At 39.9% G+C, this 24,952-nt stretch carries 25 protein-coding genes; 2 read left to right on the top strand and 23 right to left on the bottom strand.

The features are described 5' to 3' along the window. Positions 1–6 precede the first annotated feature (6 nt). Genes K6I41_RS08045 through K6I41_RS08035 form a run of 3 tightly spaced genes read right to left on the bottom strand, consistent with a single transcriptional unit; the run spans position 7 to position 3,085 of the window. On the bottom strand, positions 7–705 hold the full coding sequence (locus K6I41_RS08045; protein ID WP_005306009.1) for a histidine phosphatase family protein: 699 nt from the start codon (positions 703–705) through the stop codon (positions 7–9). After that, entirely contained in the window at positions 702–1,823 is a 1,122-nt protein-coding gene (locus K6I41_RS08040) for a phosphotransferase family protein (protein WP_250375572.1), read from the bottom strand. Before K6I41_RS08040 ends, K6I41_RS08045 begins: the two co-directional genes overlap by 4 nt. 17 nt (positions 1,824–1,840) lie before the next feature. After that, complete coding sequence (locus K6I41_RS08035) at positions 1,841–3,085, bottom strand: acyl-CoA dehydrogenase family protein (RefSeq protein ID WP_192453920.1); 1,245 nt, start codon at positions 3,083–3,085, stop codon at positions 1,841–1,843. Between the two features lie 88 nt (positions 3,086–3,173). Here K6I41_RS08035 and K6I41_RS08030 point away from each other — a divergent pair, with 88 nt between their 5' ends. Both K6I41_RS08030 and pcaU read left to right on the top strand, forming a co-directional pair. After that, positions 3,174–4,094: a LysR family transcriptional regulator gene (locus K6I41_RS08030; protein ID WP_250375571.1), complete on the top strand. Its 921-nt coding sequence runs from the start codon at positions 3,174–3,176 to the stop codon at positions 4,092–4,094. Between the two features lie 42 nt (positions 4,095–4,136). Beyond that, a complete protein-coding gene (gene pcaU, locus K6I41_RS08025) occupies positions 4,137–4,949 on the top strand; it encodes an IclR family transcriptional regulator PcaU (RefSeq protein ID WP_000030964.1) in 813 nt (270 codons plus the stop codon). Between the two features lie 93 nt (positions 4,950–5,042). Here the strand turns inward: pcaU and K6I41_RS08020 are convergent, their stop codons facing one another. The 20 genes from K6I41_RS08020 to K6I41_RS07925 all read right to left on the bottom strand — a co-directional run bounded on the left by K6I41_RS08020 (position 5,043) and on the right by K6I41_RS07925 (position 24,818). Next, a complete protein-coding gene (locus K6I41_RS08020; protein ID WP_250375570.1) occupies positions 5,043–5,909 on the bottom strand; it encodes an MBL fold metallo-hydrolase in 867 nt (288 codons plus the stop codon). Positions 5,910–5,913: 4 nt separating this feature from the next. Next, positions 5,914–6,327: a DUF6691 family protein gene (locus K6I41_RS08015; protein ID WP_013197677.1), complete on the bottom strand. Its 414-nt coding sequence runs from the start codon at positions 6,325–6,327 to the stop codon at positions 5,914–5,916. A gap of 4 nt (positions 6,328–6,331) precedes the next feature. Then, positions 6,332–6,745 carry a YeeE/YedE family protein gene (locus K6I41_RS08010; protein WP_250375569.1) on the bottom strand — a complete coding sequence of 138 codons (414 nt, stop codon included), beginning with the start codon at positions 6,743–6,745 and terminating at the stop codon, positions 6,332–6,334. Positions 6,746–6,880: 135 nt separating this feature from the next. Next, a complete protein-coding gene (locus K6I41_RS08005; RefSeq protein ID WP_081399304.1) occupies positions 6,881–7,339 on the bottom strand; it encodes a DUF6438 domain-containing protein in 459 nt (152 codons plus the stop codon). Between the two features lie 650 nt (positions 7,340–7,989). Then, complete coding sequence (locus K6I41_RS08000) at positions 7,990–10,419, bottom strand: glucose/quinate/shikimate family membrane-bound PQQ-dependent dehydrogenase (protein ID WP_049836835.1); 2,430 nt, start codon at positions 10,417–10,419, stop codon at positions 7,990–7,992. An 81-nt stretch (positions 10,420–10,500) separates the two neighbouring features. Then, positions 10,501–11,820 carry a carbohydrate porin gene (locus tag K6I41_RS07995; RefSeq protein ID WP_250375568.1) on the bottom strand — a complete coding sequence of 440 codons (1,320 nt, stop codon included), beginning with the start codon at positions 11,818–11,820 and terminating at the stop codon, positions 10,501–10,503. Positions 11,821–11,889: 69 nt separating this feature from the next. Then, entirely contained in the window at positions 11,890–13,344 is a 1,455-nt protein-coding gene (locus K6I41_RS07990) for a right-handed parallel beta-helix repeat-containing protein (RefSeq protein ID WP_005306035.1), read from the bottom strand. 19 nt (positions 13,345–13,363) lie between these two features. Further along, on the bottom strand, positions 13,364–14,191 hold the full coding sequence (gene aroD, locus K6I41_RS07985; protein ID WP_081402266.1) for a type I 3-dehydroquinate dehydratase: 828 nt from the start codon (positions 14,189–14,191) through the stop codon (positions 13,364–13,366). Between the two features lie 75 nt (positions 14,192–14,266). Then, positions 14,267–14,896, bottom strand: a complete 630-nt coding sequence (gene pcaG / locus K6I41_RS07980) for a protocatechuate 3,4-dioxygenase subunit alpha (RefSeq protein ID WP_005306041.1) — start codon at positions 14,894–14,896, stop codon at positions 14,267–14,269. A gap of 14 nt (positions 14,897–14,910) precedes the next feature. Continuing rightward, positions 14,911–15,636: a protocatechuate 3,4-dioxygenase subunit beta gene (pcaH, locus tag K6I41_RS07975; RefSeq protein WP_016137964.1), complete on the bottom strand. Its 726-nt coding sequence runs from the start codon at positions 15,634–15,636 to the stop codon at positions 14,911–14,913. Positions 15,637–15,646: 10 nt separating this feature from the next. Next, positions 15,647–16,060 (bottom strand): 4-carboxymuconolactone decarboxylase, encoded by a 414-nt coding sequence (gene pcaC / locus K6I41_RS07970; RefSeq protein WP_005306044.1) that lies wholly within the window; start codon positions 16,058–16,060, stop codon positions 15,647–15,649. A 15-nt stretch (positions 16,061–16,075) separates the two neighbouring features. Further along, positions 16,076–17,431 carry a 4-hydroxybenzoate transporter PcaK gene (gene pcaK / locus K6I41_RS07965; RefSeq protein WP_250375567.1) on the bottom strand — a complete coding sequence of 452 codons (1,356 nt, stop codon included), beginning with the start codon at positions 17,429–17,431 and terminating at the stop codon, positions 16,076–16,078. A 42-nt stretch (positions 17,432–17,473) separates the two neighbouring features. After that, positions 17,474–18,259, bottom strand: coding sequence for a 3-oxoadipate enol-lactonase (gene pcaD, locus K6I41_RS07960; RefSeq protein WP_151767810.1), 786 nt, complete (start codon positions 18,257–18,259; stop codon positions 17,474–17,476). Beyond that, entirely contained in the window at positions 18,256–19,614 is a 1,359-nt protein-coding gene (gene pcaB / locus K6I41_RS07955; RefSeq protein WP_151767811.1) for a 3-carboxy-cis,cis-muconate cycloisomerase, read from the bottom strand. Before pcaB ends, pcaD begins: the two co-directional genes overlap by 4 nt. Positions 19,615–19,616: 2 nt before the next feature. Beyond that, the gene (gene pcaF, locus K6I41_RS07950; RefSeq protein ID WP_192453930.1) at positions 19,617–20,828 is read right to left on the bottom strand and encodes a 3-oxoadipyl-CoA thiolase; all 1,212 of its coding nucleotides are present in this window, start codon (positions 20,826–20,828) and stop codon (positions 19,617–19,619) included. Positions 20,829–20,840: 12 nt separating this feature from the next. Further along, the gene (locus K6I41_RS07945; protein ID WP_004792017.1) at positions 20,841–21,494 is read right to left on the bottom strand and encodes a 3-oxoacid CoA-transferase subunit B; all 654 of its coding nucleotides are present in this window, start codon (positions 21,492–21,494) and stop codon (positions 20,841–20,843) included. Positions 21,495–21,512: 18 nt separating this feature from the next. After that, complete coding sequence (locus tag K6I41_RS07940; protein WP_013197703.1) at positions 21,513–22,184, bottom strand: 3-oxoacid CoA-transferase subunit A; 672 nt, start codon at positions 22,182–22,184, stop codon at positions 21,513–21,515. Between the two features lie 341 nt (positions 22,185–22,525). After that, entirely contained in the window at positions 22,526–23,242 is a 717-nt protein-coding gene (gene ispD / locus K6I41_RS07935) for a 2-C-methyl-D-erythritol 4-phosphate cytidylyltransferase (protein ID WP_049836840.1), read from the bottom strand. Beyond that, positions 23,208–23,597, bottom strand: a complete 390-nt coding sequence (ftsB, locus tag K6I41_RS07930) for a cell division protein FtsB (protein ID WP_004643028.1) — start codon at positions 23,595–23,597, stop codon at positions 23,208–23,210. The genes ispD and ftsB overlap by 35 nt, the downstream gene beginning before the upstream one ends. A gap of 267 nt (positions 23,598–23,864) precedes the next feature. Further along, the gene (locus K6I41_RS07925; protein WP_250375566.1) at positions 23,865–24,818 is read right to left on the bottom strand and encodes a bifunctional helix-turn-helix transcriptional regulator/GNAT family N-acetyltransferase; all 954 of its coding nucleotides are present in this window, start codon (positions 24,816–24,818) and stop codon (positions 23,865–23,867) included. Positions 24,819–24,952: the final 134 nt, after the last annotated feature.

Genomic DNA, 24,952 nt, shown 5'->3' with positions numbered 1-24,952 from the left:
CTTATTTTAAATCCATGTCAGTAAATCTGGACGCTCAGCTTTTATAAAATGATGTTCATTTAAACTTAAAACCTGAGCTTCATTTCCAACCAACCGTAAAGTCGTGAGGCTTGTATTAGCAATTGCCCAATTCAACGCAAAAGTTCGATTAGGACTGAGTTCAAGCAGTTTTCCAATGGCTACAGAAATCACTCCACCAGAGGTAAAAACGACTGCATAGCGAGGTTTAGTTTTTGCTAACTCATCACAAAGTTGCTGTAATGCCATTTCGACTCTATTTTTAAAATGCGGCCAAGACTCATCATACTCATGATGAAAATCGCCATCGGTCCATCGCCCAATGGCACCTTCAAATATTTTGGCAAGATACGCGCGTGGGTTTTGTTCTTTTGCTACGTCAGCTTTTAGCAGTTCAGGCTGTTCAAAACGCGGCTCATAGCGTGCAAAAACCTGTTGATGGTTAAACTCATTCCATAAATTATTATGATGAATTAGCGCATCTGGAAAGCATTCATTAAGTGCAAGCTTTGCAGTCTGCTCATGGCGCTGCATAGTTCCAGCAACCACATACGGTTGTTCTTTCAATATTTGCTTAAAATAACGACCTAACAAAGTCGCCTGAGCCTCACCATTTTCAGACAGCTCATCATAGTTACTTTTACCAAACGATGCCTGTCCGTGTCTTACCAGATAAATTGTGGTCATTTTCTTAAAATACCCTGTATTTTCTGTAGAGATTGCTGAGCAAATTCAGATTCTTGCAATTTTTGCTGTGCGATAAGTTTTAAAGCTCGGATATGTAGCGCATGAATCACGATCCAGAAATCTTTAAATGCAGAATTTCGGGTTTGTTTATGGTAATAGCGGTAATAGATTTGCTGGGCAATCACTGCTAAACGGAATACACCAAACACTTCATAAAAAGCCCAGTTTTGAGGCTCCAATCCTGTTTTTTGCAAATAATACTCAACGACTTCCTTACGAGAGAACATTCCCTTTAAGTGAGTAGGCTGACGGCGTGTTGATCTAAAAATCATATTATCCGTAGGCTCAACCCAATAGGCCAAAGCGCTACCTAAATCCATTAATGGATCACCCAAAGTCGCCATTTCCCAATCCAATACACCAATCACTTCAGTTGGATGTTCTGGATCTAAAATCACATTATCAAAACGCCAATCATTGTGAATAATGCAAGTCGTAGAGTCTTGAGGAATATTATCGTTTAGCCATTTTCGAACATATTTAAATGATGGTACGTTGATTGTGCGGACTTTTTCATAGCGCTTATCCCAACCTTCAACTTGTCTACGGCAATACCCCGTACCTTTTCCTAGTTCAGCTAAAGGCGTGTTCTCATAAGGAACTTGATGTAACTCAATCAGCTTATCAACAACATTTACACAAAGCTCATGAACATCTTCTTCATTAAAGCCAAGTTCAGGCGGTAATTTTGCACGAGGAATAATGCCTTCAATACGTTCCATGACATAAAAATCACAGCCAATGACCGATTCATCCTGACAAAGTGCCACCATTTTAGGAAGCACCGGATAATAAGGCGCAAGGTTTTTTTGCACCATATATTCACGGGCCATATCGTGGGCCGACTTCGCTTTTGTTCCTTTTGGAGGACGGCGCAAAATTAAATCGGTATTTTCATATTTTAAACGATAAGTCCAATTCGACGCCCCGCCCGTATATTGAGTAACGACTGCTGGGCCAACCAACTCAACACTTTGGCTTTTTAACCAGTTTTCAACTGCCCCAATATCAAGCTCTTCACCTTCACGTACTTGACCGCCTACATCAATTACCGACATATTCACTTCCTTTAAACTTATACTTTCTTATGACGACCGAAATAACCACGTTTGGCCAACTCTAATTTGGCAATCATGCCTTTATGTACTTCATCTGGACCATCAGCTAAACGTAAACTGCGTGCTTGAGCAAAGAAACCTGTTAATGGTGTATCTCTTGAAAGGCCCGCACCGCCATGTAGCTGAATCGCCATATCGACTACTTTTTCTAAAACACTCGGAGCCACTACTTTAATTGCAGATATTTCTGTTAAAGCAGCCATATTTCCTAAAGTATCCATTTTATAAGCAGCATACAAGGTTAAAAGTCTGGCTTGATCTATGGCTACTCGAGCATCAGCTACGCGTTCGAGGTTTCCACCGAGTTTTAAAATTTCTTTACCAAACGCCGTTCTAGACATGCCTCTATCAATCATAAGCTCTAAAGCTTTTTCAGCAGCCCCGATACAGCGCATACAATGGTGAATACGCCCCGGCCCTAAACGACCTTGTGCAATTTCAAAACCTTGGCCCGCTCCACCAATAAAGTTTTCAAGAGGCACTCGAACATTATTAAAGTGAACCTCACCATGTCCATGCGGTGCATCGTAGTCACCAAACACAGGTAACATCCGTTGAATTTCGACACCAGCCGTGTCAATCGGTACTAAAACCATAGAGTGTTGATGATGGCGGTCTTTAGTTTCATCTGGAGTATGTGCCATAAAAATAATGACTTTGGCATTTGGGTCACCTAAGCCAGACGACCACCACTTTTTGCCATTTAAAACAATTTCATTACCGTCGATGAGTGCAGTCGCTTGCATATTAGTTGCATCGCTTGACGCAACATCGGGTTCAGTCATACAAAAAACCGAACGAATTTTTCCGTCCAATAAAGGCTGTAACCATTGTTGTTTTTGCTGTTCACTGCCATAGCGCCATAACAATTCCATATTTCCTGTATCTGGTGCATTACAGTTAAAAACGGTTGGTGCCAATAAACTACGGCCAGTTAATTCAGCTATGTGCGCATATTCTTGAACAGTTAACCCTGCACCCAACTTTTCATCTGGTAAAAACATATTCCAAAGACCAGCTTGTTTAGCTTTAGATTTCAGAGTTTCTAAAAGCTCGGGCCACTGCCACTTTTTCCAGTTTCCATCTGGATTTAATTCATGAACTTCTTCCCAAAATTTTGCTTCGACAGGTTCTATTTCTTCTAAAATAAATTTTCTTGTTCGCTCAGTAAAATCCTGAGCTTTCTTGGAGAGTTCAAACATTCTTTTTCCTTTACATCATTATCTGGTCTTTACATCAACATAACTTGAAACTTAATATGAATGAAATGATTTTATTAAATAATACCTCATGAATAATATTCATAACCTGCATGGCCTAAACTTAAGTTTTTTTCACCGAATTGATATCAATTTATATCCGCTATTTATCGCAATTTATGAGCAAAAAAGTATTTCAAATGCAGCAAGCAGTCTCAATATTACACAGTCAGCAGCAAGTCATGCTTTGCAGCGTTTACGTCAGCAACTTGAAGATGATGTATTCATACGAGTAGGCAATAAAATGTCTGCAACGCCTTTTGCAGAACAGATTTATCCAACTGTTAAGCAAGCACTTTTAACGATTCAAAATATTAGCCAACAGAAACATGTCTTTGATCCAACCAGTTTAAAAAGCTTAAAAATCGCCGTTCATGATGAGATTGAACCGATTATTCTTCCAAGGCTTGCTCAACATTTTCAAAATCTTAATTTAGATTTGCAGTTTGTCAGTATGAAGCTAGATCGAAAACATATTATGGCGGACTTGGCAACGCAGCAGCTCGATTTCGTCATTGACCTAGAACAATACTTATCTCCAAAAATTACCTTTGATCATTTGGTAAAAGATGAGTTCGTCATTTGCAGCCAACTTAAAGAAGTCGATTTATCTCGTTATATTAATGGACGACACATTGGTGTTTCATCACGCCGTACGGGTGCCTTACTTGAAGATATTTATTTAAACCAACATCAAAAAATTTCAAGAAATGTATTTATGCGCTGTCAAAACTACTCAACGGCGTTACAAGTTCTGGCGGCTCAAGCCAACGCAATATTGACCATGCCTCGTATGATTTTGCAGCATTTATCTTATAGTCCTGAAATTTGCTTACATTCTCTGCCTTTTGAGATAACCAATATTAAAATGGGTATGTTTTGGCATGAAGATTTAAGGGATAATTTAAGACATCAATTTTTGCGACATGAAATTATTAAACTTTTTCAGTAAAGCAAATTGATCTATTAAGCTTCTATCGTACAAGGACCAGTAATGAGTAAAGATGAACGGATAATCCAGAATCAGGACAACAAAAAAACGATTCGTCATGAAGATTACATTGCTGGCATCGGTAAAGGCATGGCGATTTTAGATAGCTTTAGCAGTAATCAACATCGTTTAAATATTTCTATGGCGGCTGAAAAAACCGGACTCACCCGAGCCGCAGCAAGACGTCATTTATTAACTTTAGAATATTTAGGTTATCTTGAGTCAGATGGCCACTATTACTATTTAACTCCGAAAGTTCTTAAATTTTCAGGAGCTTATTTAGGTGCAGCTCAACTTCCAAAAGTGTCTCAGCCTTTATTAAATCTGTTAACTAACCAAACTTCACTTATTTATTCAGTGATGGTACTTGATGGTTATGAAGCCATTACCATTGCACGTAGTGCTGCCCACCAACAAACTGACCGTGTAAATCCATACGGCTTACATTTGGGTAACCGCTTACCTGCACATGCGACATCGGCGGGTAAAATTTTACTGGCACATTTAAGCCAAGAAGAACAATTAGACTGGCTCCAAAAATATCCTCTTCAGCGTTTGACCAAGTATACGCATGTTGAAAATGATAAATTTTTAGAGTTACTACAAGAGATTCGAGAACAAGATTGGTGTTACTCACGTGAAGAACACGAATTAGGCGTTCATGCGCTCGCCGTACCTATTTATGGACAAGACTTTAAAGTTGTTGCAGCTTTGAATATTGTCTCTCCGACTATGAAAACAACTGAAGAATATTTAGTTCAACATATTCTGCCTTTATTGCAAGAGACTTCGCGGGATTTGAGACAAGTTCTTTAAATCTTGCTTAGGCTATTTTGATAAGGTGAATTTTGTTATGCGCTTAGGCTATTTGCAGTATGAAAAGATCCAAAATAAACGCTTAGGCTATTTCTAGAAGTAGTTGAAAGGAATTTTCAAATAACGAATGCCGTTTGATTCTGGCTCCGGAAAGTTTCCACCGTTCATATTAATTTGAATTGAAGGCAGAATTAATTTTGGCATTGCCAAAGTAGCATCTCTTTCTTGACGCATTTTTATGAATGATTCTTTAGAAACATGTCGATTTAAATGAATATTGCTTTGCTTTTGAGTTCTAATATCTGTTTGACAGACATATTCATCACGGCCTTCGGGCTTATAGTCATGGCATAAAAACATGCGCATGTTGTCAGGAAGTGTATAAAGCTTTTGTACCGAATCATAAAGTGCAGCAGCACTTCCCTTAGGAAAGTCGCATCTCGCTGAGCCATAATCGGGCATAAATAAAGTATCTCCCACAAAAACAGCATCACCAATCACATAACTTAAGCAAGCGGGTGTATGCCCTGGTGTAGGAATGTTATAGGCTTCAATATCCCCTATTTTGAAATGTTCATGATCTTCAAATAAATAATCAAAAGGTTGATTTTCATTGAATTTCTTAAAATCAAAATTATAGATAGCAGAAAATGTTTCTTGTACGATTGAAATCTTCTGACTAATTGCAATGTCACCGCCCAATTTAGATTTTAAATATTGGGCAGCAGTCATATGGTCGGCGTGGACGTGGGTTTCTAAAATCCATTGCACTTTAAAGTTTTGAGCCAAGACATAATCGACAATCAGATCAGCATTAGTTGTTTTTGTAGTCGCCGAAGCTGCATCGTAGTCAAGCACACTATCAATAATCGCGCATTGACGAGTCGCTGAATCCGCAACAACATAGCTAAAAGTATTGGTGTTTTCATCAAAAAAATCTTTTACTAGAGGTCGTTGCATAGGTTTAATTTCCTTTATTTAAGACTCGGTAAATAAACATTCCTAATAACATTGCCACAATAAAATAAAGCGCTTCAAAATGTCCTAATCCAATAAGTGTTAAAGCGGGCGCTGGACATATCCCTGCTATTCCCCAGCCTATACCAAAAATAAAAGCACCAACAATTAACCTTTGGTCAATCTGTGTATTCATTGGTAATTGAATTTTCTCATTAAAAAGCGTTTTAGGACTTTTTATAGCCTTTTGAAATGGAATAAATGCCACAGCAATCGCGCCTAACATCACAAACATTAAGCTGATATCCCACTGCCCAAAGATATCTAAAAAACCTAATACTTTTTCAGGATTAGACATGCCCGAAATCATTAAGCCTAATGAAAACAAACCACCAAATATAAAAGCAAAAATGTTTTTCATAGGATTACCCCAGCACATGACGAATGATATAAACGGTTAACATCCCAGCAAACATAAAAACTGCTGTCGCTATCATCGAACGTTTTGATAGCCTGCTCATACCACAAATGCCATGGCCGCTTGTACATCCAGAGCCTAGCCGTGTTCCAAAACCAACGAGTAAACCTGCTAAAATAAGTGCAAATGTATTGGCTTTAATTTCAATTTCAGGCTGATAAAAATAACCATATATGAAAGGTGTAATCACGAGTCCTGCAATGAACCAGAATGCAGAACTTTTAAAAGTATCTTTAGTAGGATTAATGAGTTGAGCAAGCAATCCACTAATTCCTGCTATACGACCATTTATATATAAATATCCAACTGTTGCGATGCCGAGTAATAAACCACCCAAAAAGGCATAGACAATATTTGACATATAACCACTCTTAACAATATATGTTTTTATAATCTGTATTATACGCTGATTCTTTTAGAAATACTTAATATAAAACTTTTGAGTTTATAATTCTTCTTAACAAGAAAAAGCCCCAAAGTTTTGGGGCTTTTGTCATTAAATTAGATCTTTAATGCCTAATTGTTCAGGCAATTTTTCCATGACCTTATTCAATCTAGTATTTGCCGGAGAGATACAACCTGTGTAATGGCTTAATTTTGTTTCCGTGCCATTTGGTTGAATCCATGAAATGTAATAGCTAGACATGTCAGTTGCCGTTTGCTGACAACCCGCAGTTTTAGATTGTGTACCTGTTTCAGGACGATAAGCTTTTAGATCATCTGCAAGTTTTTTATAGTCTTTTACGCTACCTTGAATTTCTTTAACACCGATAGCTTTAGTGTATTGCTTGCCTTCAAAACGAATTAGACCCGTAGGTGTTACTTCTACAGAATAGATCGGGCATGCGCCAAAGCATGGACTAGAAGCATAACGAATTGTCTCTTGTGTATTCGGTGCTTGCTGAACAGAAGCACAACCCATCAAAGCTAAACCAGATAAAGTTGCAAGAACCAAAAATCTCATCGTATCACCTATTATTATCAAGTGGCTTTAATTTATCAAATCATACACTTCTTGTCATTAAAGACTATTTTTTGTGATTGTTTTCATCAATTCATACAGCTTGCTGCTTAGGCTATTTTTATAAAAATTAAATATTATTACCTAAAGAGCATAAAAAAAGGCCCATCTTGCGATGAGCCTTAAGCCAATAAAAGCTTAAATTCCTGAAATACAAATTATTACTGGGTAGTAATAACCTGCGACGACCATTCTAACGTAATGCTATAAATTATATAAATATAATATAAATATATATTTACGCTTGTTTTTGCAGCAAAAAAATCCCACTTTTAAGGACTAAAAAGACAATAATGTTTATTTCTAATTAAAATTCACAACCTTAAGTTAAACAAAACTTAATAAACAAATCAGTTTTATTTATAGGTAAAACATTGTGAAAAATATCTAATCATTCGGCCACATCTATGGTTCAAGTATTCTCAATCTTAAGAATATTTTAGGTTTTGCAATGAGTTAAAGCACTTTTTTACTATTTGGTAAATCTATCTAGTTAAAACAATAGAATTTACCACAGCACTTTAATATAAAAAACATATTAAAATTAAAGGCAAAAGAGAATTACTCTCTTTTGCCTTATTTAATTATTGTTCTAAGCTATAAGCAATTACATAATCACCATGATCAGGAGACTGGCGAGCTCCGCCTGCCGTAACAACCACAAATTGTTTACCAGTTTTCGGTGAAACATAGCTTATTGGAGTTCCTTGGCTACCCACTGGCATGCGTGATTTCCACAGTTCTTTACCTGTAGATGAATCAAATGCACGTAAGTAGTAGTCTTGTGTTGCAGCAAAGAAAACCAAGCCACCTTGAGTTGCCATAGGTCCACCAATTGTTGGCATACCGATCGGTGCTTTTAAGCCCATTTTGATGCCCATAGGTCCTGTGTCTTCAACCGTACCCAGTGGGACTTGCCATGCAACTTGACGAGTTTTCATGTCAATTGCAGTCATAGTACCAAATGGTGGTTTCTGGCAAGGGATACTTAGAGCCGACATAAAGCGGTTTTTATTCACTTTATATGGTGTACCTTTCATTGGTACAGCACCCATACCTGTATTTACTTTTTCACCGCCACTCGCCTGAATCTTAATATCTTCAGGTGTTTGTTCCATTAATTGAACCCATAACCCAAGGCGCATATCGTTCACGAACATATAACGATGAGTCGGATCAAAAGCAATGCTACCCCAGTTCATGCCACCCAAAGAACCTGGAAAGCTTAATGAAACGTCAGTACCCGGCGCAGTAAATAGACCTTCGTAACGCATTGACTTGAAGTTAATACGGCACATGAGCTGATCAAACGGCGTTGCACCCCACATATCTGATTCAGTTAAAGTCTGATTACCAATTTGAGGCATTTCAACTGAACGTGGTTGAGTTGCACTATATTGCTCACCCGGAATATTGGCAGGCTTAACTGGCTGTTCAATCACTTTAGTCAGTGGTTTACCCGTTACACGATCAAGCACAAAGAATTGACCTGATTTGGTTCCAATCACAACAGCAGGTTTAGTCGTACCATCTTTCAATGGGAAATCAACTAGACTTGGTTGCATTGGTAAATCGAAGTCCCATAAATCGTTATGAACAGTTTGATATACCCACTTTTCTTTACCTGTTGTCGCATCAAGTGCCAAAACAGAAGTATTGTATTTATGATCTAACGGATTACGGTTACCACCCCAAATGTCGACAGATGAGCTACCCATAGGTAAGAACACCGTATTCATTTGAGGGTCATATGACATTGCAGCCCAAGAGTTTGCCGAACTACGTTTATAAGTTTCACCTGGTTTAAGAACATAGTTAGGATCTGGATTACGTGCGTCAAATGCCCAACGAAGTTTACCAGTAATGACGTCATAACCACGGATAACACCACCCGGCATATCTGCTGCTACGTTATCGGCAATACGGCTACCCACTACAATGGTTGTTCCAGCAATAGTCGGTGCAGAAGTCACTTCAAAACGTGGAGCTTTAGTTCCAGCTCCCAGACCTTCTAACAGATCAACTGTTCCATTTACACCAAAATCAGCACAGCGCTGACCGTTATCTGCATTCACTGCAATTAAACGACCATCAGGTGTATTGGTATATAAACGACGCGGACATGCTGTATTGGTTGCAACTGTGGTTACTGCATTTGCACCAGCCAACGTTGGTTGTACAAGTGGCTTGGTCGAATCAAAGTATGCAACCCCACGGCAACGTTCCCAAGCATCAGCTTTTGAGTTCACTTCAGCTTTCCAGAGTTGTTTACCCGAGTCAGCATCTATCGCAAAAATGTTGTTATGTGGTGTACATAAAAAAACTTTATTCCCAACTTGTAGCGGGGTCATTTGGTCTTCAGCACCATTACCACTACCTGTTGTAAAATCACCTGTTCTAAAACGCCAAGCTTCTTTTAGTTTATGAACGTTATCTCGGTTAATTTGATCGAGAGCAACAAAGCGACTACCACCTGCATCATTTCCATAATTTTCCCAATTTACCTGTTTTTTAGCAGGGTCAACTGGTACTAAAGGTAGCTTTTCACCTGAACTTGCTACTGTTGGATGCGGTTGGAACATTTGATAGAACGCAATCAACATACCAACAACAACCAACCCACCCACTGCATAAGATGAAGAAGCCAAGCTAGTTTGAAATTGGTAACGTCGAATTGAAGGCAAGGTAAATAACAGTGCGGCAAAAAGACCAGCAGGAAACATTAACCGCGAGAATAACGGCCAGAATTCCCATCCTGCATCAACAAATGACCAAATGACGGTGCCAACAAAAACAGCTGCAAAAATCCAGACACCAAGTGCCTTTTTACGAAAAATACTAAATGCAGAAATGGTAATTAATAGTCCTGCAACTAGGAAATACCAAGATCCACCTAATGAAACTAGCTTTCCACCGCCTACGATGTAAAAAACACCAGTAGCCAATAAAACTAGGCCTAATAGAAAACACCATATTTTGAATAAGATATGAAACTTAGAATCTGACTCAGACATAGATCCTACTCCACATATACTGAACACAATAGTTCAAGCATTTGGGCCAGTTAAACTATGTCTAACCAGCCATCAACATTGTTAAAAATTGACTTTAACGCTTAAGCCCGCCACCCAAGCATCATCGACCGCTTTTACACCAGCAGGTTGATGGATATATTGAATGTTTGGACGTAACATAACGGCCGGAGACCATTGATAGGTATAGTTCAATTCGACATTTAGCTCGTCGTCTTGAATTGGAATATAGTCAGATGCAATCGCATCATAGCTATAATATCCACGGCTTTCGTTTGTTGCGATTTGCTTATCTTTAGCACGATCATTGACCAAATAATTGGCAATACCAAAGCCAATCGAATCATTTGGACGGCTATCAAATGGCCCTTTATACCAAAGAGCAAGTTGTTGGGTACTTTGAACAAAGGTCGTTGCCTTATCATTTACAACGCCATTAAAACTGACATATAAACCGCGTTTCGGATCTTGGCCGTTATTCGTCAGTTGTTGTTGTGCATTAATCCAGAAACTTTGTTTTCCGTCATGAACCTTACCCGCAGTTTTAACGTCATTCGCTTCTGCGGTTGAATACAGCGCACCTACTTTATATTCACCCGGTAAACCATTAAAAGCAGCAAGCTTTGGTTTCCATGCGAGTTCAACTGGTATGGTTGCACCCTTAACGTTGTTCATATCCAGATTAAAACCATCACTATTTGATTCAGTTTTAATGTTGTCTGGATTTACCTCATAAACACCGACACCCAAAGTCCACTCAGGTGCAAACTGATATTTAACGTTTGCAGCCCAGACACCAACTGGTGAGTTGTACCAAATTGAACCGATTGATTTTCCTAACTGTCCACCGCAAAGTAATAAGTTTTGGAACTCACATTGAGAACTATTAAAGTCTTCTGACATGCCCATCCGGCCAACTTTGGCCTGTATAGTATTATCAACAAAGCCTTTCTTTACCCATGCTTGAGACAGACGCCAGATTTTACCGCGGCCATAAATCTCTTGAGCATTACCTAATTGGCTAGAACGCGGGTCTTTAATACGCTCCAAAGTAAGCGCATTTCCGTCACGTTTAGTCACGACTAGGTTCGCTGTTGTATCTTTCCACCCTGCAATCTTTTCTAAATCAAAGTTTGCACCTAAAGAAAGCTGCGCAGCATTTTCAAAAGTATTGCTGTCGTTGTAACCACCATCTAAATTTGTGGCACTTTGGCTCATAATAGAAGCCGTAAATTTATACCCTTGTTGCTCTAGCTGTTGGCGCTCACCATTCCAGTCGCCTAGCAACCATTGACGATCTTGTGACCAAGGCTCATTAGCAAGCGCAAGTTGACTGCCTAATACAGCGATTGTTAACACACTCAGTTTCATTATATTTGGCATTTCAAGTCCCTTTTATCATTTCTATATTTCTATGCTGCGCCTCGGTTTGAGGCGCTTCCCTTATTGTTATTATTTAGTTTGTACGGCCGAACTAAGTTCAGAGGTCGCGCCAAAACGATCAGTTACATTCGCTGTAATTGAAGCAACTTTGAGAGTTGGCTTCCAATTCGCTTTTGCATTGCCTTCAGCATCTGTGGCAACGGTAACCGCTCCTAAATATTGCTCAGCTTCTTTTGATGCCGCATTTTGATTTCCAAAGAACTCAACTTGATAGCGTTGGTTTGGTAATCCATTAATTTCTACAGCAACTGAACCTTTATTAACGGTTAACTTAGGTGCTTTAATGCCCTGATTCGGCTGAGCATTACAGTTTTGTTGATTTGGTTGAGTACATGTTTTTTGTTGCTTAGATGGATCAACCACTACGCCACCACCACGAGAACCGACAAAACCTTCGTGTTCAAGTGCAGGTACACCAAATACAATTGCACCTAAACGCTGATTTGGTACACATGAACCACCTGCTTCACAGCGTTTAATATCTTTACCATTGTCCCAAATCAGGTTTTTAGTCAATGTAATTTTTGCATTTGCATCTTTTTCCGAACGAATAGCAACACCAATACGGTTACCATGCACCCTATTGCTATCAAGAATGTTGCCATCGCCTGTCATGTTGAAGCCAATCGAGTTATTGGTCATTTCGTTGTAGGCAATATAGTTACGCTTGCCCCAGTTAATCTGTAAGCCATCCGAATAGTTTTCGAATTTATTACCGACTACGGCATTGTCATTACCCCATAAAATTTCAATACCTTGTGATGGCTCTGGATTCGCTTTCGTTGAAACAAAATGGTTATTTGCAATTAAGTTAAACGCAGCACCACGTGTCAGTTCTAAACCATCACCATTGTCTTGGAAAATATTGTCTAAAACTTTGTTGTTATTGGTCGTGGTTGCCGTTGGGTTGCCTTGCCCGTCATCACCAGTAAGCATGACACCGGCACCACCATAGTTATTACTAATACGGTTATGTTGAATAAGGTTATTGCTTGAACGGTTAACCAAAACACCAATACAGAAACGATGAATGTCTAAACCTTTTAAAGTGACATTGTTGACGTCACGTAGTACCAATCCCGGTAAAGTCATAGTACGTACATTGGTGCCGTACTGCTCAGGGTTTGCACCGGGACAAGCTTTTGCACCTTCGCCTTTAATATAGTTTGAACCATCAATTGCGATGTATTCGCCAGTTTTATCCCACTGTGTACCAATAATTTTGATGGGTGCTTTAATTTCAGGAAGTGCACTATTTAATTTAATCGCATAAGGCGCTTTGCCTACCGCCTGAATCAAGATCTCGCTAGCTTCGCTTGGGTTTGCATTGGCTTGTTCAATTGCCCAGCGTAAAGAGCCTTTATTGCTATCGTCTTGATAACGATCAACAACATAAGTTTGTGCTGCAGTTATTCCTGAAACCATCAAACCTAATGCAAGAGTAGTTAAACGTAATGTATTCATTTCATCATATCCTTATGATTTATGGGTTTGTTGGTTGAACGGTTTTTAAAATCTGTTTGAGCTTAGTCACATCAATTTGTCCTGGTGCAGAAGCCTGCCCAATCATGCCAAAGCTATAACTTCCACCCATATTGGCAGTCGCAACACGAGAAATCGTACCAAGTTGTCCCATCGACATCGTTAACAATGGTTTAGTGGTTTGCTGACTTACTTTTAAAGTTGCGTTCATTAAAGTGAAAACGTCTTGTTTAGATTTTGGCATTACGGCAATTTTTAGAATATCTGCGCCCATTTGATCTTGTTTTAACAGGCGTTTTTCAATTTCATCTTGGCTTGGCGTTTTTTGGAAGTCATGATTGGACATCACAATCAGCACTTTCTTTTGATGTGCTTTTTGAACTATATCTGAAACTACTTTTTGATCACGGAACATTTCAACATCTAACCAGTCCATGAACGGATTTTTTAAATAAGCCTGATAAGTCTTACCATAATCAACATCGCTAATTTCAAGCTGACCACCTTCATTTTTAGTGCGAATTGTGGCGATTAGCGGCTTATTACCTAAAATCTTTTTTAATTCATGCCCCAATGCAATCACTTGTTTTGTATCACTTGCAAAACTGAGTAAGTCGATACGGAACTCTGCCAAATCAGCATCTGCTGTATTTGCAATCACTTGAGCTTGCGCTAAAGCTTGTTCTTTGGTCTTTGCTGTAATTGGAACAATTGTTTTAACTGCTGTAGTCGCAGGTTGTGTTTGAGTAGCTAAAGCAACAGGTTCAGCATTCACCTGTGCTGTAAAAAATGGGAGTGCAAGCAAACTTAAGCTTAATAATGTTTTCATTTTCATCTCTGTCATACCATCCTTTAAAAAGGCTACACGCATCCATGGACAATCATGTGTAGCCTTAGGTGTTTCTTAAATATCAAAAAATACTGTTTCGTTATCGCCTTGAATACGAATATCAAAGCGGTAAACAATTTCACCATTTTCTTCAAAACGTTTTGCAATAAGCGTTTGGCGACGCGGTGCCCACTCAATGCTATTTAAAATTGGGTCATTGCCATTTGCCTCGGCTTCATCTTCAAAATAAACACGTGTATGAAGACCTAAGTTAATACCGCGAGCGAAAATGACTAATGCAATATGCGGTGCTTGAGTTGAACCTTTGCGACCTGCTGTAGCACCTGGCTTAATTGTATTAAAGCTCCAAACGCCTGTTTCAAAGTCAGCGCCAGTACGTCCCCAACCCTGAAATGCAGGATCAGCTTTTTGCTCACGCGTATCTGCCTGACTTGGGTAAATACCATTCGCATCAGCTTGCCAAATTTCGATCAGCACATCGCGCAGCGGTAAACCTAATCCGTCAAATACCTGACCTTCAAGACGAATACGCTCGCCTTTGGTTTGGTCTTGTACTAACTGGTTATTAAAGTTGTTTTCAAACACTTCAATATTTGCTTGTTGTGGCAATAAACCAATGTGGACGTAAGGACCACCTGTTTGAGATGGAGTTTCTTTTAATTCCTGAAAATTCCAGTTATTCATGCTCGTGCTCCCGATTAAGTCAAATCATTTTCGAAGTAAGTCGCTCGACGACCACGTAAAGTGATGTCAAAACGGTAACAACGGCTATCTGCTTCGATAAAGTTGTTTTTATCTTCTAGTGCAATCAATGCACGACGTTGATCTTCAGAAGGAATCGTTTTTAAAATCGGGCAAGTGTCAATGAGCGTATCGCCTTCAAAATAAAACTGCGAAATTAGGCGCTGAGCCCAACCATCAGCAATTAAAGAGAAGTGAATATGAGCTGGACGCCATTCATTGATACGGTTACGCCACGGATATGGACCTGGTTTAATGGTACGGAAAATATAAAAACCATTTTCGTCAGTTAATGTACGACCACAACCACCGAAGTTAGGGTCCATTGCACCAATAAATTTGTCGTTTGGATGGCGATAACGACCAGAAGCATTGGCTTGCCATACTTCTAAAAGTGCATTTTTTACAGGACGGCCAAACTGGTCACGGACATAACCATGAACGATGACACGCTCACCAATTGGTAAACCATCTTTGGCATAGTTCAAAATCAAATCGTTATCTTTTGGGCCAAACAAGTTTGAAGAAAAATGCGGTGAAGTAACTTCAGTTAAAGTCTCATTAATAGAAATCAATGCATTTTTTGGCGAACGTAAAACACTTGTCTTATAACCTTCTGCATATGCAGGTGGATGGTCTTCTGTATTACGTTGGGCGTAAGCACCCCAGCTATGTTGTGACATCTTTATCTCCTTAATCCTGTTCTTTTGCTGCAACTGAGTTGACTTCTATTCCCAACTCTTTAAAGACTTCTTCGGCCATATGCATTGCAGCATTTGCAGCAGGTAAACCTGCATAGAGCGAGCTATGTAAGATCAACTCTTTTAAATCTTCTTTAGTGACACCATTGTTGAAACAAGCACGTAAATGCATGCGTAGTTCATCTTCGCGGCCAAGCGCCAATAAAATTGCGATCGTCACTAAACTACGTGTATGACGCGGTAGGCCCGGACGAGACCACACTTCACCCCATGCGTAACGGCTAATAAAGTTTTGAAAATCTTGGTTAAAGTCATTTAAGTTTTGCAAAGACCGACCAACATGCTTTTCACCCAAAACTTCAGTCCGCACCTCAATGCCTTGTTTATAGCGTTGTTCATCATTCATTGTGATAGACCTCTATTAAGTTGCATCGGTATGCGCAACAAGTGATTTAACAAATACAGCAACAGCCGCAGCAGTCGCTGGAATTAGTAATAAACTGAGAATGGCAGTAAACGACCAATCATTACCGAGTAGCACAGCTCCAATCCAAGCACCAAATACCGCACCGAAACGACCAATACCTGTCATCCAAGACACACCCGTAGCACGGCATTGTGTTGGATAGAAACGAGCACTCAAAGCTGGCATTGAAGACTGCGCACCATTAATCGCGATACCTGCGCAAAGAACCAATACAGCAAGTAATGTTGAGTTTCCTAAGCTTTGACCAACAGCAATCGCAAATAGACCCGCAGCAAAGTAGAAAATGGCAATGACTCGGTTCGGGTTAAATTTGTCCATCGCCCAACCGATGAACAATGCACTTACCACACCACCGAACTGGAACAATCCACCGATAAATGCAGCACGTTCCATTGAAGCACCTGTTTCACGCATGAGTGTTGGTAACCAGCTTGTAAGCAAGTAAACAACTACTAAGCCCATGAAATAGGTCAACCAAAGTAAAAGTGTTCCTTTCGCATAAGGTTTAGAAAACATAATCCCAAAGACATTTTTCTTTTGAGCTGTTTCAGTTTTCTCTTCAGGTACGTGGAATGCGGTCGCATTTTGAACTTGCGTTGGCGCGATATGATTTAAGATCTTGCGTACTTTTTCAGGGTTCTTACCTTTAACAATTAAAAAGCGGTAAGACTCAGGTAATACAAAAATCACTAAAATCATTAAGATCAAAGGTGACCAGCCACCAAGTAAAAATAGACTGTGCCAACCATAGGTCGGGATGAGCCAGCTACTAATAAAGCCACCTGTTGCCATTCCTAGGTTGTAGCCACAGAACATGCATGTCACCAGTAGTGAACGAATGCGTGTTGGACAGTATTCAGAGAATAATGTGGTGGCATTTGGCATCGCTGCACCCAAACCAATACCTGTCAAAAAGCGTAAAACGACAAGGGTATCTAAGTTGGTCGCATACGCAGATGCCAAAGTAAAACCACCAAACACAAGCATCGAAAAAGCTAAAACGATTTTTCGACCAAAACGGTCAGCTGTTGGACCAGAAACCAAAGCTCCAATAATCATTCCACCAAGTGCAGCACTCATCACTGGGCCTAACTGAGAACGATCAACACCCCAGTCTTGAGCCAAAGCTGGAGCGATAAAACCCATTGCAGCAGTATCGATACCATCAGTAAAAATAATTAAGAAACAGATGATTGCGATCATCCATTGATACTTACTGAGTGGAGCATCATTAATTAATGCTTGAGCATCGATACTTTTATTTGGTGCAGCGTAATCCTGAGACGCCATATTTGCCTCCTTAAGGCCAATTCCTTTTAAACTACTAAGCTATTAGATTTGCTGAATAAACCTAGTCAATTCCTGTGTAAATCTTTGTGGTTGCTCAATATTAGAAAGATGAGATGCTTCTAATTTAGCAATTTGACTGTTCTTAATAGCATTCTGCATAAACTCAGCATCTGCTACTGTTGTCACTGGATCTGCCGTTCCTGCAATGAGCAATACCGGCACTTGGATTTGTGTAATTTCATCTCTTAAATCAGCATGTGCTAAAGCACGACATGCATTGGCATAACCTTGTGCTGGTGTGTTTGCCAGACTTTGAATCGTCGTTTGTGCAACCACATTATGTTGATAGTCGAATTTTTCGCTAAACCAACGTGTGTGCGTGGTTTTAACCAATTCAGCCAGTCCATTTTGTTCTACTGATTCTGCGCGACTCAACCACGCCTCAGCCTGTCCAATTTTTGCCGCCGAATTTGCGACAGTAATACTTAGAAAGCGCTCTGGGTAATGGATAGCTAACCAAAGCCCTGTAATTCCGCCCATTGAAATGCCACAAAAATGAGCTTTTTCAATATCTAAGGCATCTAAAATATCAGCAACATCTTCACCTAAATTTTGTAAAGATGTTTCAGCGATCACATCACTTTCGCCATGACCACGTGTGTCGTATGTAATGACATTAAAATGACTTTTAAGCTCATCTACTTGCGGCTGCCACATTCCATGATCTGTTCCTAAGGAGTTAGATAACACAAGTGTTGGAGCATCTTTTAATCCGTCAGTGTATACAGCGAGCTGTTTACCTTGTCGATTGGTTATAAGCTGTTTCACTTTATGTCTCCTCCTTGTGCTTCTTGCAGAACAGCATCAATTTGAGCTTGAATGTTGCCCAAATAGTTTTCTGCTTTAAATATTTCCAAAATTTCTGTTTCACTAAAATGTTCTTTTACTTCATCTAACTGACTAACAACTTCAGATAAATGCTGCTTTTGAGCCACGGCTGTTTTACAAGCTGCTTCAACAACATGATGTGCATTTAAACGTCCAATTTTTGGAGCAAGCGCCATCATCACAGCTTCTGCCATAATCAGCCCGTTGGTACAGTCAAGGTTCTGCTGCATATGCTCAGCATTAACTTCAAAACCTTGTAAAACTTCACCAGTACGAGTTAATGCTCCAGCACAAAGCTGAAAAATTTCAGGGATTGCTAACCATTCTGCATGCCATGCACCTAAGCTACGCTCATGTTCCTGCACCATGCTTTGATAGATGCTAGACATAAGTGCTGGTACACGATTTGCTGCTGCAAGTACTGAAGCTGCTGCAACTGGATTCCGCTTATGAGGCATGGTTGATGAACCACCACGGCCCTTTGCAGTTGGTTCAAACAATTCGGCAATTTCAGTTTGCATCATGAGTGACCAATCACGTGCCATCTTGCCCGTATTCCCAACAATCATGCCAAGCACACTTGCGATTTCTACAATACGGTCGCGCTCACCATGCCATGTGCTTGTCGGTACAGTCAGATTCAGCTGCTGAGCAAATGCACTGACCACAAGTGAACCTTGATCTTGCAAAGATGCTAATGAACCCACAGCGCCACCTAACTGAGCAGTAAATACACGTGATTTCATAGCTTGTATACGGTCTAAATCACGTTTAAACGCAGAAGCCCAGCGAGCGAGTTTATGCCCTAAAGTAATTGGCAAAGCTTGCTGTAACCATGTACGTCCAATCATGACTTGATAGCGATATTGCTTAGCTTGTTGTAATGCAGTGCTGTAGCACTGTTGAAGTTGTGCTTCGACAATATTTAACGCATCGCGGCATTGCAAAATGCAGGCTGTGTCTAAAATATCCTGACTCGTTGCACCCCAATGCACATAACGTGAAGCATCTTCATCTACATCTTTAACAATTGCCGTAAGCTGTTTTACAAATGGAATTGCGATATTTCCAGCTAAGCCTGTTGCTACAGCCAACGCTGGAAAATCAAACTTTTCTATTGCCTGCTCAGCTACTTGAGCAATGGTATTAGCCGCATTTTGAGGAATCACGCCAACTTTTGCCTGTGCTTGAGCTAACGCAACTTCAACCTGAATCATGTATTTGATTAAAGATGAGTCACTAAAGATGTCAGTGACGTCTTTTTGATAAAACAAGCTGGCATATAACTGGCTCATGATTAAACTCTCTCAATAATCAATGCGATGCCTTGACCTACACCAATACACATTGAACACAAAGCGTAACGACCATCTGTCTGTTCAAGCTGGTTTAGGGCTGTTGTCACTAAGCGTGCACCTGATGCACCAAGTGGATGACCCAAAGCAATTGCACCACCGTTTGGATTTACCTTGTTGCTATCATCTGGCAAGCCTAAATCACGGGTCACTGCTAAAGCTTGTGCAGCAAAAGCTTCGTTAAGCTCAATCACATCCATCTGATCTAAAGTCAGGTTGGCTTGTTTAAGTAGTTTTTTAATCGCTGGCGCTGGAGCAAACCCCATAATGCGTGGTTCTACACCCACTGCTGTTGAAGCAATGATCTTGGCACGCGGTTTGAGGTTGTAAGCTTGAACTGCCTCATCAGAAGCAATCAGTAGAGCTGCTGCACCATCGTTAATGCCTGAAGCATTGCCTGCTGTTACTGTGCCATCTGCTTTAACCACAGGTTTAAGTTTGCTTAAACCCTCAAGCGTGGTCGATGCACGTGGATGTTCATCGGTATCAACCACAACAGCATCACCCTTACGCTGAGGGATTTCAACTGCCACGATTTCTTTAGAAAAAAAGCCTTTGGCTTGCGCGCTTGCGGTGCGTTGTTGGCTCACCAAGGCAAACTGGTCCTGATCTGCACGATTCACGTTAAACTGTTCAGCCACGTTTTCGGCAGTCTGGGGCATGGTATCTACACCATACAATTCTTTAAGTTTAGGGTTAATGAAACGCCAGCCCATGGTGGTGTCTTCAATCTTCTGGCTACGGCCAAAAGCACTGTCAGACTTACCCATCACATAAGGTGCACGGCTCATACTTTCTACACCACCTGCAATCACCAAGTTTGCTTCACCTGCTTTAATGGCACGGGCAGCAATAGCAATCGCATCGAGTGAAGAACCACACAAACGGTTAATGGTGGTTGCTGGTACTTGATATGGTAAACCAGCAAGCAGTGCTGACATACGACCGACGTTACGGTTATCTTCACCGGCTTGGTTGGCACAGCCATAGATCACATCATCGACCTGTTCCCAATCTACATTTGGGTTACGCTGCATGAGTGCTTTAATCGGTACAGCGCCAAGGTCATCGGCACGAACGGGAGCAAGGCCACCAGCATAACGGCCGAATGGAGTACGGATGGCATCGATGATATAAGCGTTTTTTAATGTCATTTCCCTACTTCCTTACCCTTGAGTCGCATCAATCAAAGTTGCACCAGTCAAAGCCTGTAACTCATCAAAGCTAAGACCTTCCACTTTCTCAATCACCTTTAAACCATCTTTAGTCACGTCAATCACACACAGGTCAGTGTAAATACGATCAACACAGTGTTTACCCGTAACTGGATAGCTCAGCTCAGCCACAATCTTCGGTTCACCTTGCTTAGTCACATGGTCTGTAGTGATAAATACTTTTTTAGCACCTACAGCTAAATCCATCGCACCACCCACCGCAGGAATCGCATCCGGTGCACCCGTGTGCCAGTTCGCCAAGTCACCATTCGCAGCAACCTGAAAGGCTCCAAGCACAGCAATATCAAGGTGACCACCACGCATCATCGCAAATGAATCGCCATGGTGGAAAAAGCTGCCACCTTCAAGCATGGTCACAAACTCTTTACCTGCATTAATCAGTTCAGGGTCTTCTTCACCGGCTGCTGGCGGTGGGCCAAAAGCTAACAGGCCATTTTCAGAATGAAGAAAAATATCTTTATCGTTAGGTAAGTAGCTTGCAATCTTGGTTGGTAAACCAATGCCTAAGTTTACATAGGCGCCATCTGGAATATCTTGTGCCACACGTTTTGCAATCTGGTCACGGCTGAGTTTCTGGTAGCTCATGTTATTTCTCCTTATTGCTTACTGTGCGGGCTGTACTTGTACAACGTGCTGTACAAAAATACCTGGGGTGATGATGTGCTCTGGATCTAGACCACCTAGCTCAACCACTTCAGAAACCTGAACAATCGTGACATCCGCCGCCATGGCCATAATCGGGCCAAAGTTACGGGCAGATTTACGGTAAACGAGATTGCCCCAGCGATCGCCCTTGTAAGCTTTAATCAAGGCAAAGTCAGCTTTAATCGGATATTCAAGTACGTAATCTTTACCATCGATCTGGCGGGTTTCTTTGCCTTCAGCTAAAAGTGTTCCAAAGCCTGTTGGGGTAAATACAGCACCAAGTCCCATACCAGCAGCTTGAATACGACAAGCCAGATTACCTTGTGGAACCACTTCAAGCTCGACCTTTCCGGCACGGTACAATTCATCAAACACATAAGAGTCTGATTGGCGTGGGAAAGAGCAGATTACTTTTTTAACTGAACCAGCTTTAAGCAGTTTAGCCAGACCATAATCACCATTACCGGCATTATTACTCACAATAGTAAGGTCTTTAACACCGAGTTCAATTAGTCCGTCAATGAGTTCAGCGGGTTGTCCTGCGGTACCAAAACCACCAATCAGAATGGTTGCACCATCTTTAATCTGCGATAGTACCTCGCTAAGAGAGGACTTACTTTTGTCAATCATTAGACAACTCCATTGTGCTCATTCAGGAAGGAATAGATAAGAGAGTTAGGCACACAGAGGCAGAATGAACAGATAGATATTTCACTCAATCCCGAGTGTTTCCCTTAGATTTCCTTTTAAACATTCTTGATAATTTTTGTAATTTGATCTAGTTATCAAACCATGGTTTTGTTCGGTATAAATATTTTTTGTTCGATGATCGAACATTATCTAGTATAGTTCTACGATCTTGATAAATCCTAAAACTTATCAATGTAAAAGAATATGAGTGGTTATAAATAGATATGTAGAAAACTTACTTAGATGGGCAAATTATCCAAGCAAGTTAAAAAATAATAGAATTAAGACTGAGATTGCAGAATCAAACGTGCAAGTTCTAAATCATCGGGATAGGTAATTTTTATATTATCCGAACGACCCATTACGACCTGTACAGTTTCACCCATATACTCGAGTGCACTTGCCTCATCGGTAATAGTGACATCATTTTCTAAAGCATGTTCAATTGCTTTTTTTAGTTTACCGATTTTAGTAATTTGAGGCGTTTGGGCTTGCCATAATAAATCTCGGCTGACTGTTTTATCAATTTGATTGCCTGACTTAACCTGCTTTAAAGTATCACGAACAGGAATTGCTAAAATAGCGCTCTCATTTGATTCAATTGCATTTGCCACAAGTGCATTTAAACAATCAATGGTTACACAAGGGCGAGCCGCATCATGCACAAGGACCCAATCATTTTCATCGGCAAAATTTAAAAGATGATTTAACGCATTTAAAACTGAATGAACTCGCTCAGCTCCACCTATGCAAAAATGCGCCTTATCTATATTTTGAAATGCTAGAGTCTGGGCAAAGGTATCTTGTGTACCAATTGCCAAAACATAACCATTTAATGGAAGTTGGCTTATACGGCCAATCGTATGTTCTAAAACAGTTCTATTCTGAATATATTGATACTGCTTCAATTCAGTTTTAGAAAAACGACTTCCTGATCCTGCAGCTGGAATCACTGCCCACAATTTAGTCTGGGATATCTGGGGATGCAGGTGTCTCATTCGTTTCCAAATCAACTTTAGCGTTCGGGTCAATATAAATAGGTTTGTAATGGGTACTGATTGTACTCATTTGCACAAATGTCTCGTGAGGTTTAACCAAACCAAGATCAAGGCGGGCATGTTCTTCTATTGCTTCTGTACCATTTTTCAGGTCAAAAACCTCTGCTGCCAAAATACGGTTTCGTTCTTTAAGCTCTTCATTTACCTCAGCTTGTTGCTGAATTTGTTGCATGAGAGCTTGATGAGGGATATAGCCACCCTCACCTAACCAAAATTGATATTGCAGGATAGCTACTAATACAATAACAAGTAGCAATATCAGTTTGCTTGAAGTGGATCGAAATACTTCTAACATATCATTAAGATTTTTAATTAAAAACTTTCGTTAAGAGTTTGTATTGTATAGTAATTAACAAGTAGCATGCGCAATTCCTGCAAAAATTTAAGCAAAATTATTAATGGGCATATTACTTTAATTGACCATTGTGACATGTTTCATTTTGTCAAAAATGAATAGAATTTGAAAGGGAAATAATATTTATAAGTACAACTGTTTATAAATCAATCTATACACAAAAAATCATTCTAAGTATGAGAAATTTATGTTGAGAAAAGCTTATGGTTAATTTCCATTATTTACCCGTGTAAATTGTTGCTCTAACATGGTGTTGCCCCATTGGTCTCCCTCCCATTCATTCGTAAGTTTAAAACCAAAAGTTTCATAAAGTTTTCTTGCGGCACTAAGGCCACTAAACGTCCATAATTGAACAGCAGAGAATTGCTTTTGATCACAAAAGTTTATTGCTTCTTTTAATAGCTTTTTGCCGATGCCCTGTCCTCGACAATCGTCACTTAAAATAAACCACCGAAGATGAGCCTCGTTATTTCCTAAATCTTCACCATCAATCGCAACAGAACCCACAATTTTATTATTTTTTATTGCCAACCAAATATTATTAGAGTCTTTATAAAGACGGTTAGAGAACTCAGCTACATTGGTAGCCACTTTTCCTTCAAAAAAAGGTCCAAAATTATAATTTTCATAATAATAAGTACCATGCATTTCTGCGATTCTGCCAATCATACCAGCACGGTATCCACTCACAATTTGAATAGTATTGTTATCTATAAGATCTTTATTATCTCGACAGTCTACTAAAGATTCAGCATAGGCTGTCAAACCTTGAGCAATAATAAGTTGTTCAGAAGAGTTTAACTTTTCAATGGCTTGAATAACTCGCATTTCTCCATAATTATTAATTTTTCTTACAGTATCCACTCCTTTCGGTGTAAGTTTAATCACTTTTAGTCTGGCATCATTCTTATCTTGTTCCTCTTTAATCTCACCAGCCTTAATGAGTTTAAGCAACATTCTACTCACACTCGATTTCTCTAGACCTAAAAGCTGTCCTAATTGTACAGCGGTTAGAGAACCTCTATTTTCAAGCTCAAGTAAAGAGTGAACAGCTGACGGAGAATAATCAGTGGCAGCAAGAGTTGAACTCATAAAACCTAATTCACGAACCATGATTCGAGATGAACTACGGATTTCATCAATAATTTTTTGATCTATCATCACTGCACACTCAACATATAGTTGTATAATACAACCATATTTATAAAAAAAGAAGTCAAGATTTTCTTCACTTTTAAAACGAGCTTAAAAAGAATAAAAGCCCGCTTTCGAGGACTTTTATAAATCGTTTTCTT

The sequence above is a fragment of the Acinetobacter sp. AS23 genome, assembly GCF_023612055.1.
Taxonomy (GTDB): domain Bacteria; phylum Pseudomonadota; class Gammaproteobacteria; order Pseudomonadales; family Moraxellaceae; genus Acinetobacter; species Acinetobacter oleivorans.
This window is presented reverse-complemented; position numbering and strand designations above follow the sequence as displayed.

Bases quoted from the DNA above. Each gene is read 5' to 3' on its own strand.
- K6I41_RS07995 (WP_250375568.1), bottom strand. From the start codon at position 11,820: ATGCCAAATATAATGAAACTGAGTGTGTTAACAATCGCTGTATTAGGC.
- pcaH (WP_016137964.1), bottom strand. From the start codon at position 15,636: ATGTCACAACATAGCTGGGGTGCTTACGCCCAACGTAATACAGAAGAC.
- aroD (WP_081402266.1), bottom strand. From the start codon at position 14,191: ATGAAAACATTATTAAGCTTAAGTTTGCTTGCACTCCCATTTTTTACA.
- K6I41_RS08020 (WP_250375570.1), bottom strand. From the start codon at position 5,909: ATGCAACGACCTCTAGTAAAAGATTTTTTTGATGAAAACACCAATACT.
- K6I41_RS08030 (WP_250375571.1), top strand. From the start codon at position 3,174: ATGAATAATATTCATAACCTGCATGGCCTAAACTTAAGTTTTTTTCAC.
- pcaU (WP_000030964.1), top strand. From the start codon at position 4,137: ATGAGTAAAGATGAACGGATAATCCAGAATCAGGACAACAAAAAAACG.
- K6I41_RS08000 (WP_049836835.1), bottom strand. From the start codon at position 10,419: ATGTCTGAGTCAGATTCTAAGTTTCATATCTTATTCAAAATATGGTGT.
- pcaC (WP_005306044.1), bottom strand. From the start codon at position 16,060: ATGAATGATGAACAACGCTATAAACAAGGCATTGAGGTGCGGACTGAA.
- K6I41_RS07925 (WP_250375566.1), bottom strand. From the start codon at position 24,818: ATGATAGATCAAAAAATTATTGATGAAATCCGTAGTTCATCTCGAATC.
- K6I41_RS08040 (WP_250375572.1), bottom strand. From the start codon at position 1,823: ATGTCGGTAATTGATGTAGGCGGTCAAGTACGTGAAGGTGAAGAGCTT.
- K6I41_RS07940 (WP_013197703.1), bottom strand. From the start codon at position 22,184: ATGATTGACAAAAGTAAGTCCTCTCTTAGCGAGGTACTATCGCAGATT.
- pcaG (WP_005306041.1), bottom strand. From the start codon at position 14,896: ATGAATAACTGGAATTTTCAGGAATTAAAAGAAACTCCATCTCAAACA.
- K6I41_RS07990 (WP_005306035.1), bottom strand. From the start codon at position 13,344: ATGAATACATTACGTTTAACTACTCTTGCATTAGGTTTGATGGTTTCA.
- K6I41_RS08035 (WP_192453920.1), bottom strand. From the start codon at position 3,085: ATGTTTGAACTCTCCAAGAAAGCTCAGGATTTTACTGAGCGAACAAGA.
- pcaB (WP_151767811.1), bottom strand. From the start codon at position 19,614: ATGAGCCAGTTATATGCCAGCTTGTTTTATCAAAAAGACGTCACTGAC.
- pcaK (WP_250375567.1), bottom strand. From the start codon at position 17,431: ATGGCGTCTCAGGATTACGCTGCACCAAATAAAAGTATCGATGCTCAA.
- pcaF (WP_192453930.1), bottom strand. From the start codon at position 20,828: ATGACATTAAAAAACGCTTATATCATCGATGCCATCCGTACTCCATTC.
- ftsB (WP_004643028.1), bottom strand. From the start codon at position 23,597: ATGTTAGAAGTATTTCGATCCACTTCAAGCAAACTGATATTGCTACTT.
- ispD (WP_049836840.1), bottom strand. From the start codon at position 23,242: ATGAGACACCTGCATCCCCAGATATCCCAGACTAAATTGTGGGCAGTG.
- K6I41_RS07945 (WP_004792017.1), bottom strand. From the start codon at position 21,494: ATGAGCTACCAGAAACTCAGCCGTGACCAGATTGCAAAACGTGTGGCA.
- K6I41_RS08015 (WP_013197677.1), bottom strand. From the start codon at position 6,327: ATGAAAAACATTTTTGCTTTTATATTTGGTGGTTTGTTTTCATTAGGC.
- K6I41_RS08045 (WP_005306009.1), bottom strand. From the start codon at position 705: ATGACCACAATTTATCTGGTAAGACACGGACAGGCATCGTTTGGTAAA.
- K6I41_RS08010 (WP_250375569.1), bottom strand. From the start codon at position 6,745: ATGTCAAATATTGTCTATGCCTTTTTGGGTGGTTTATTACTCGGCATC.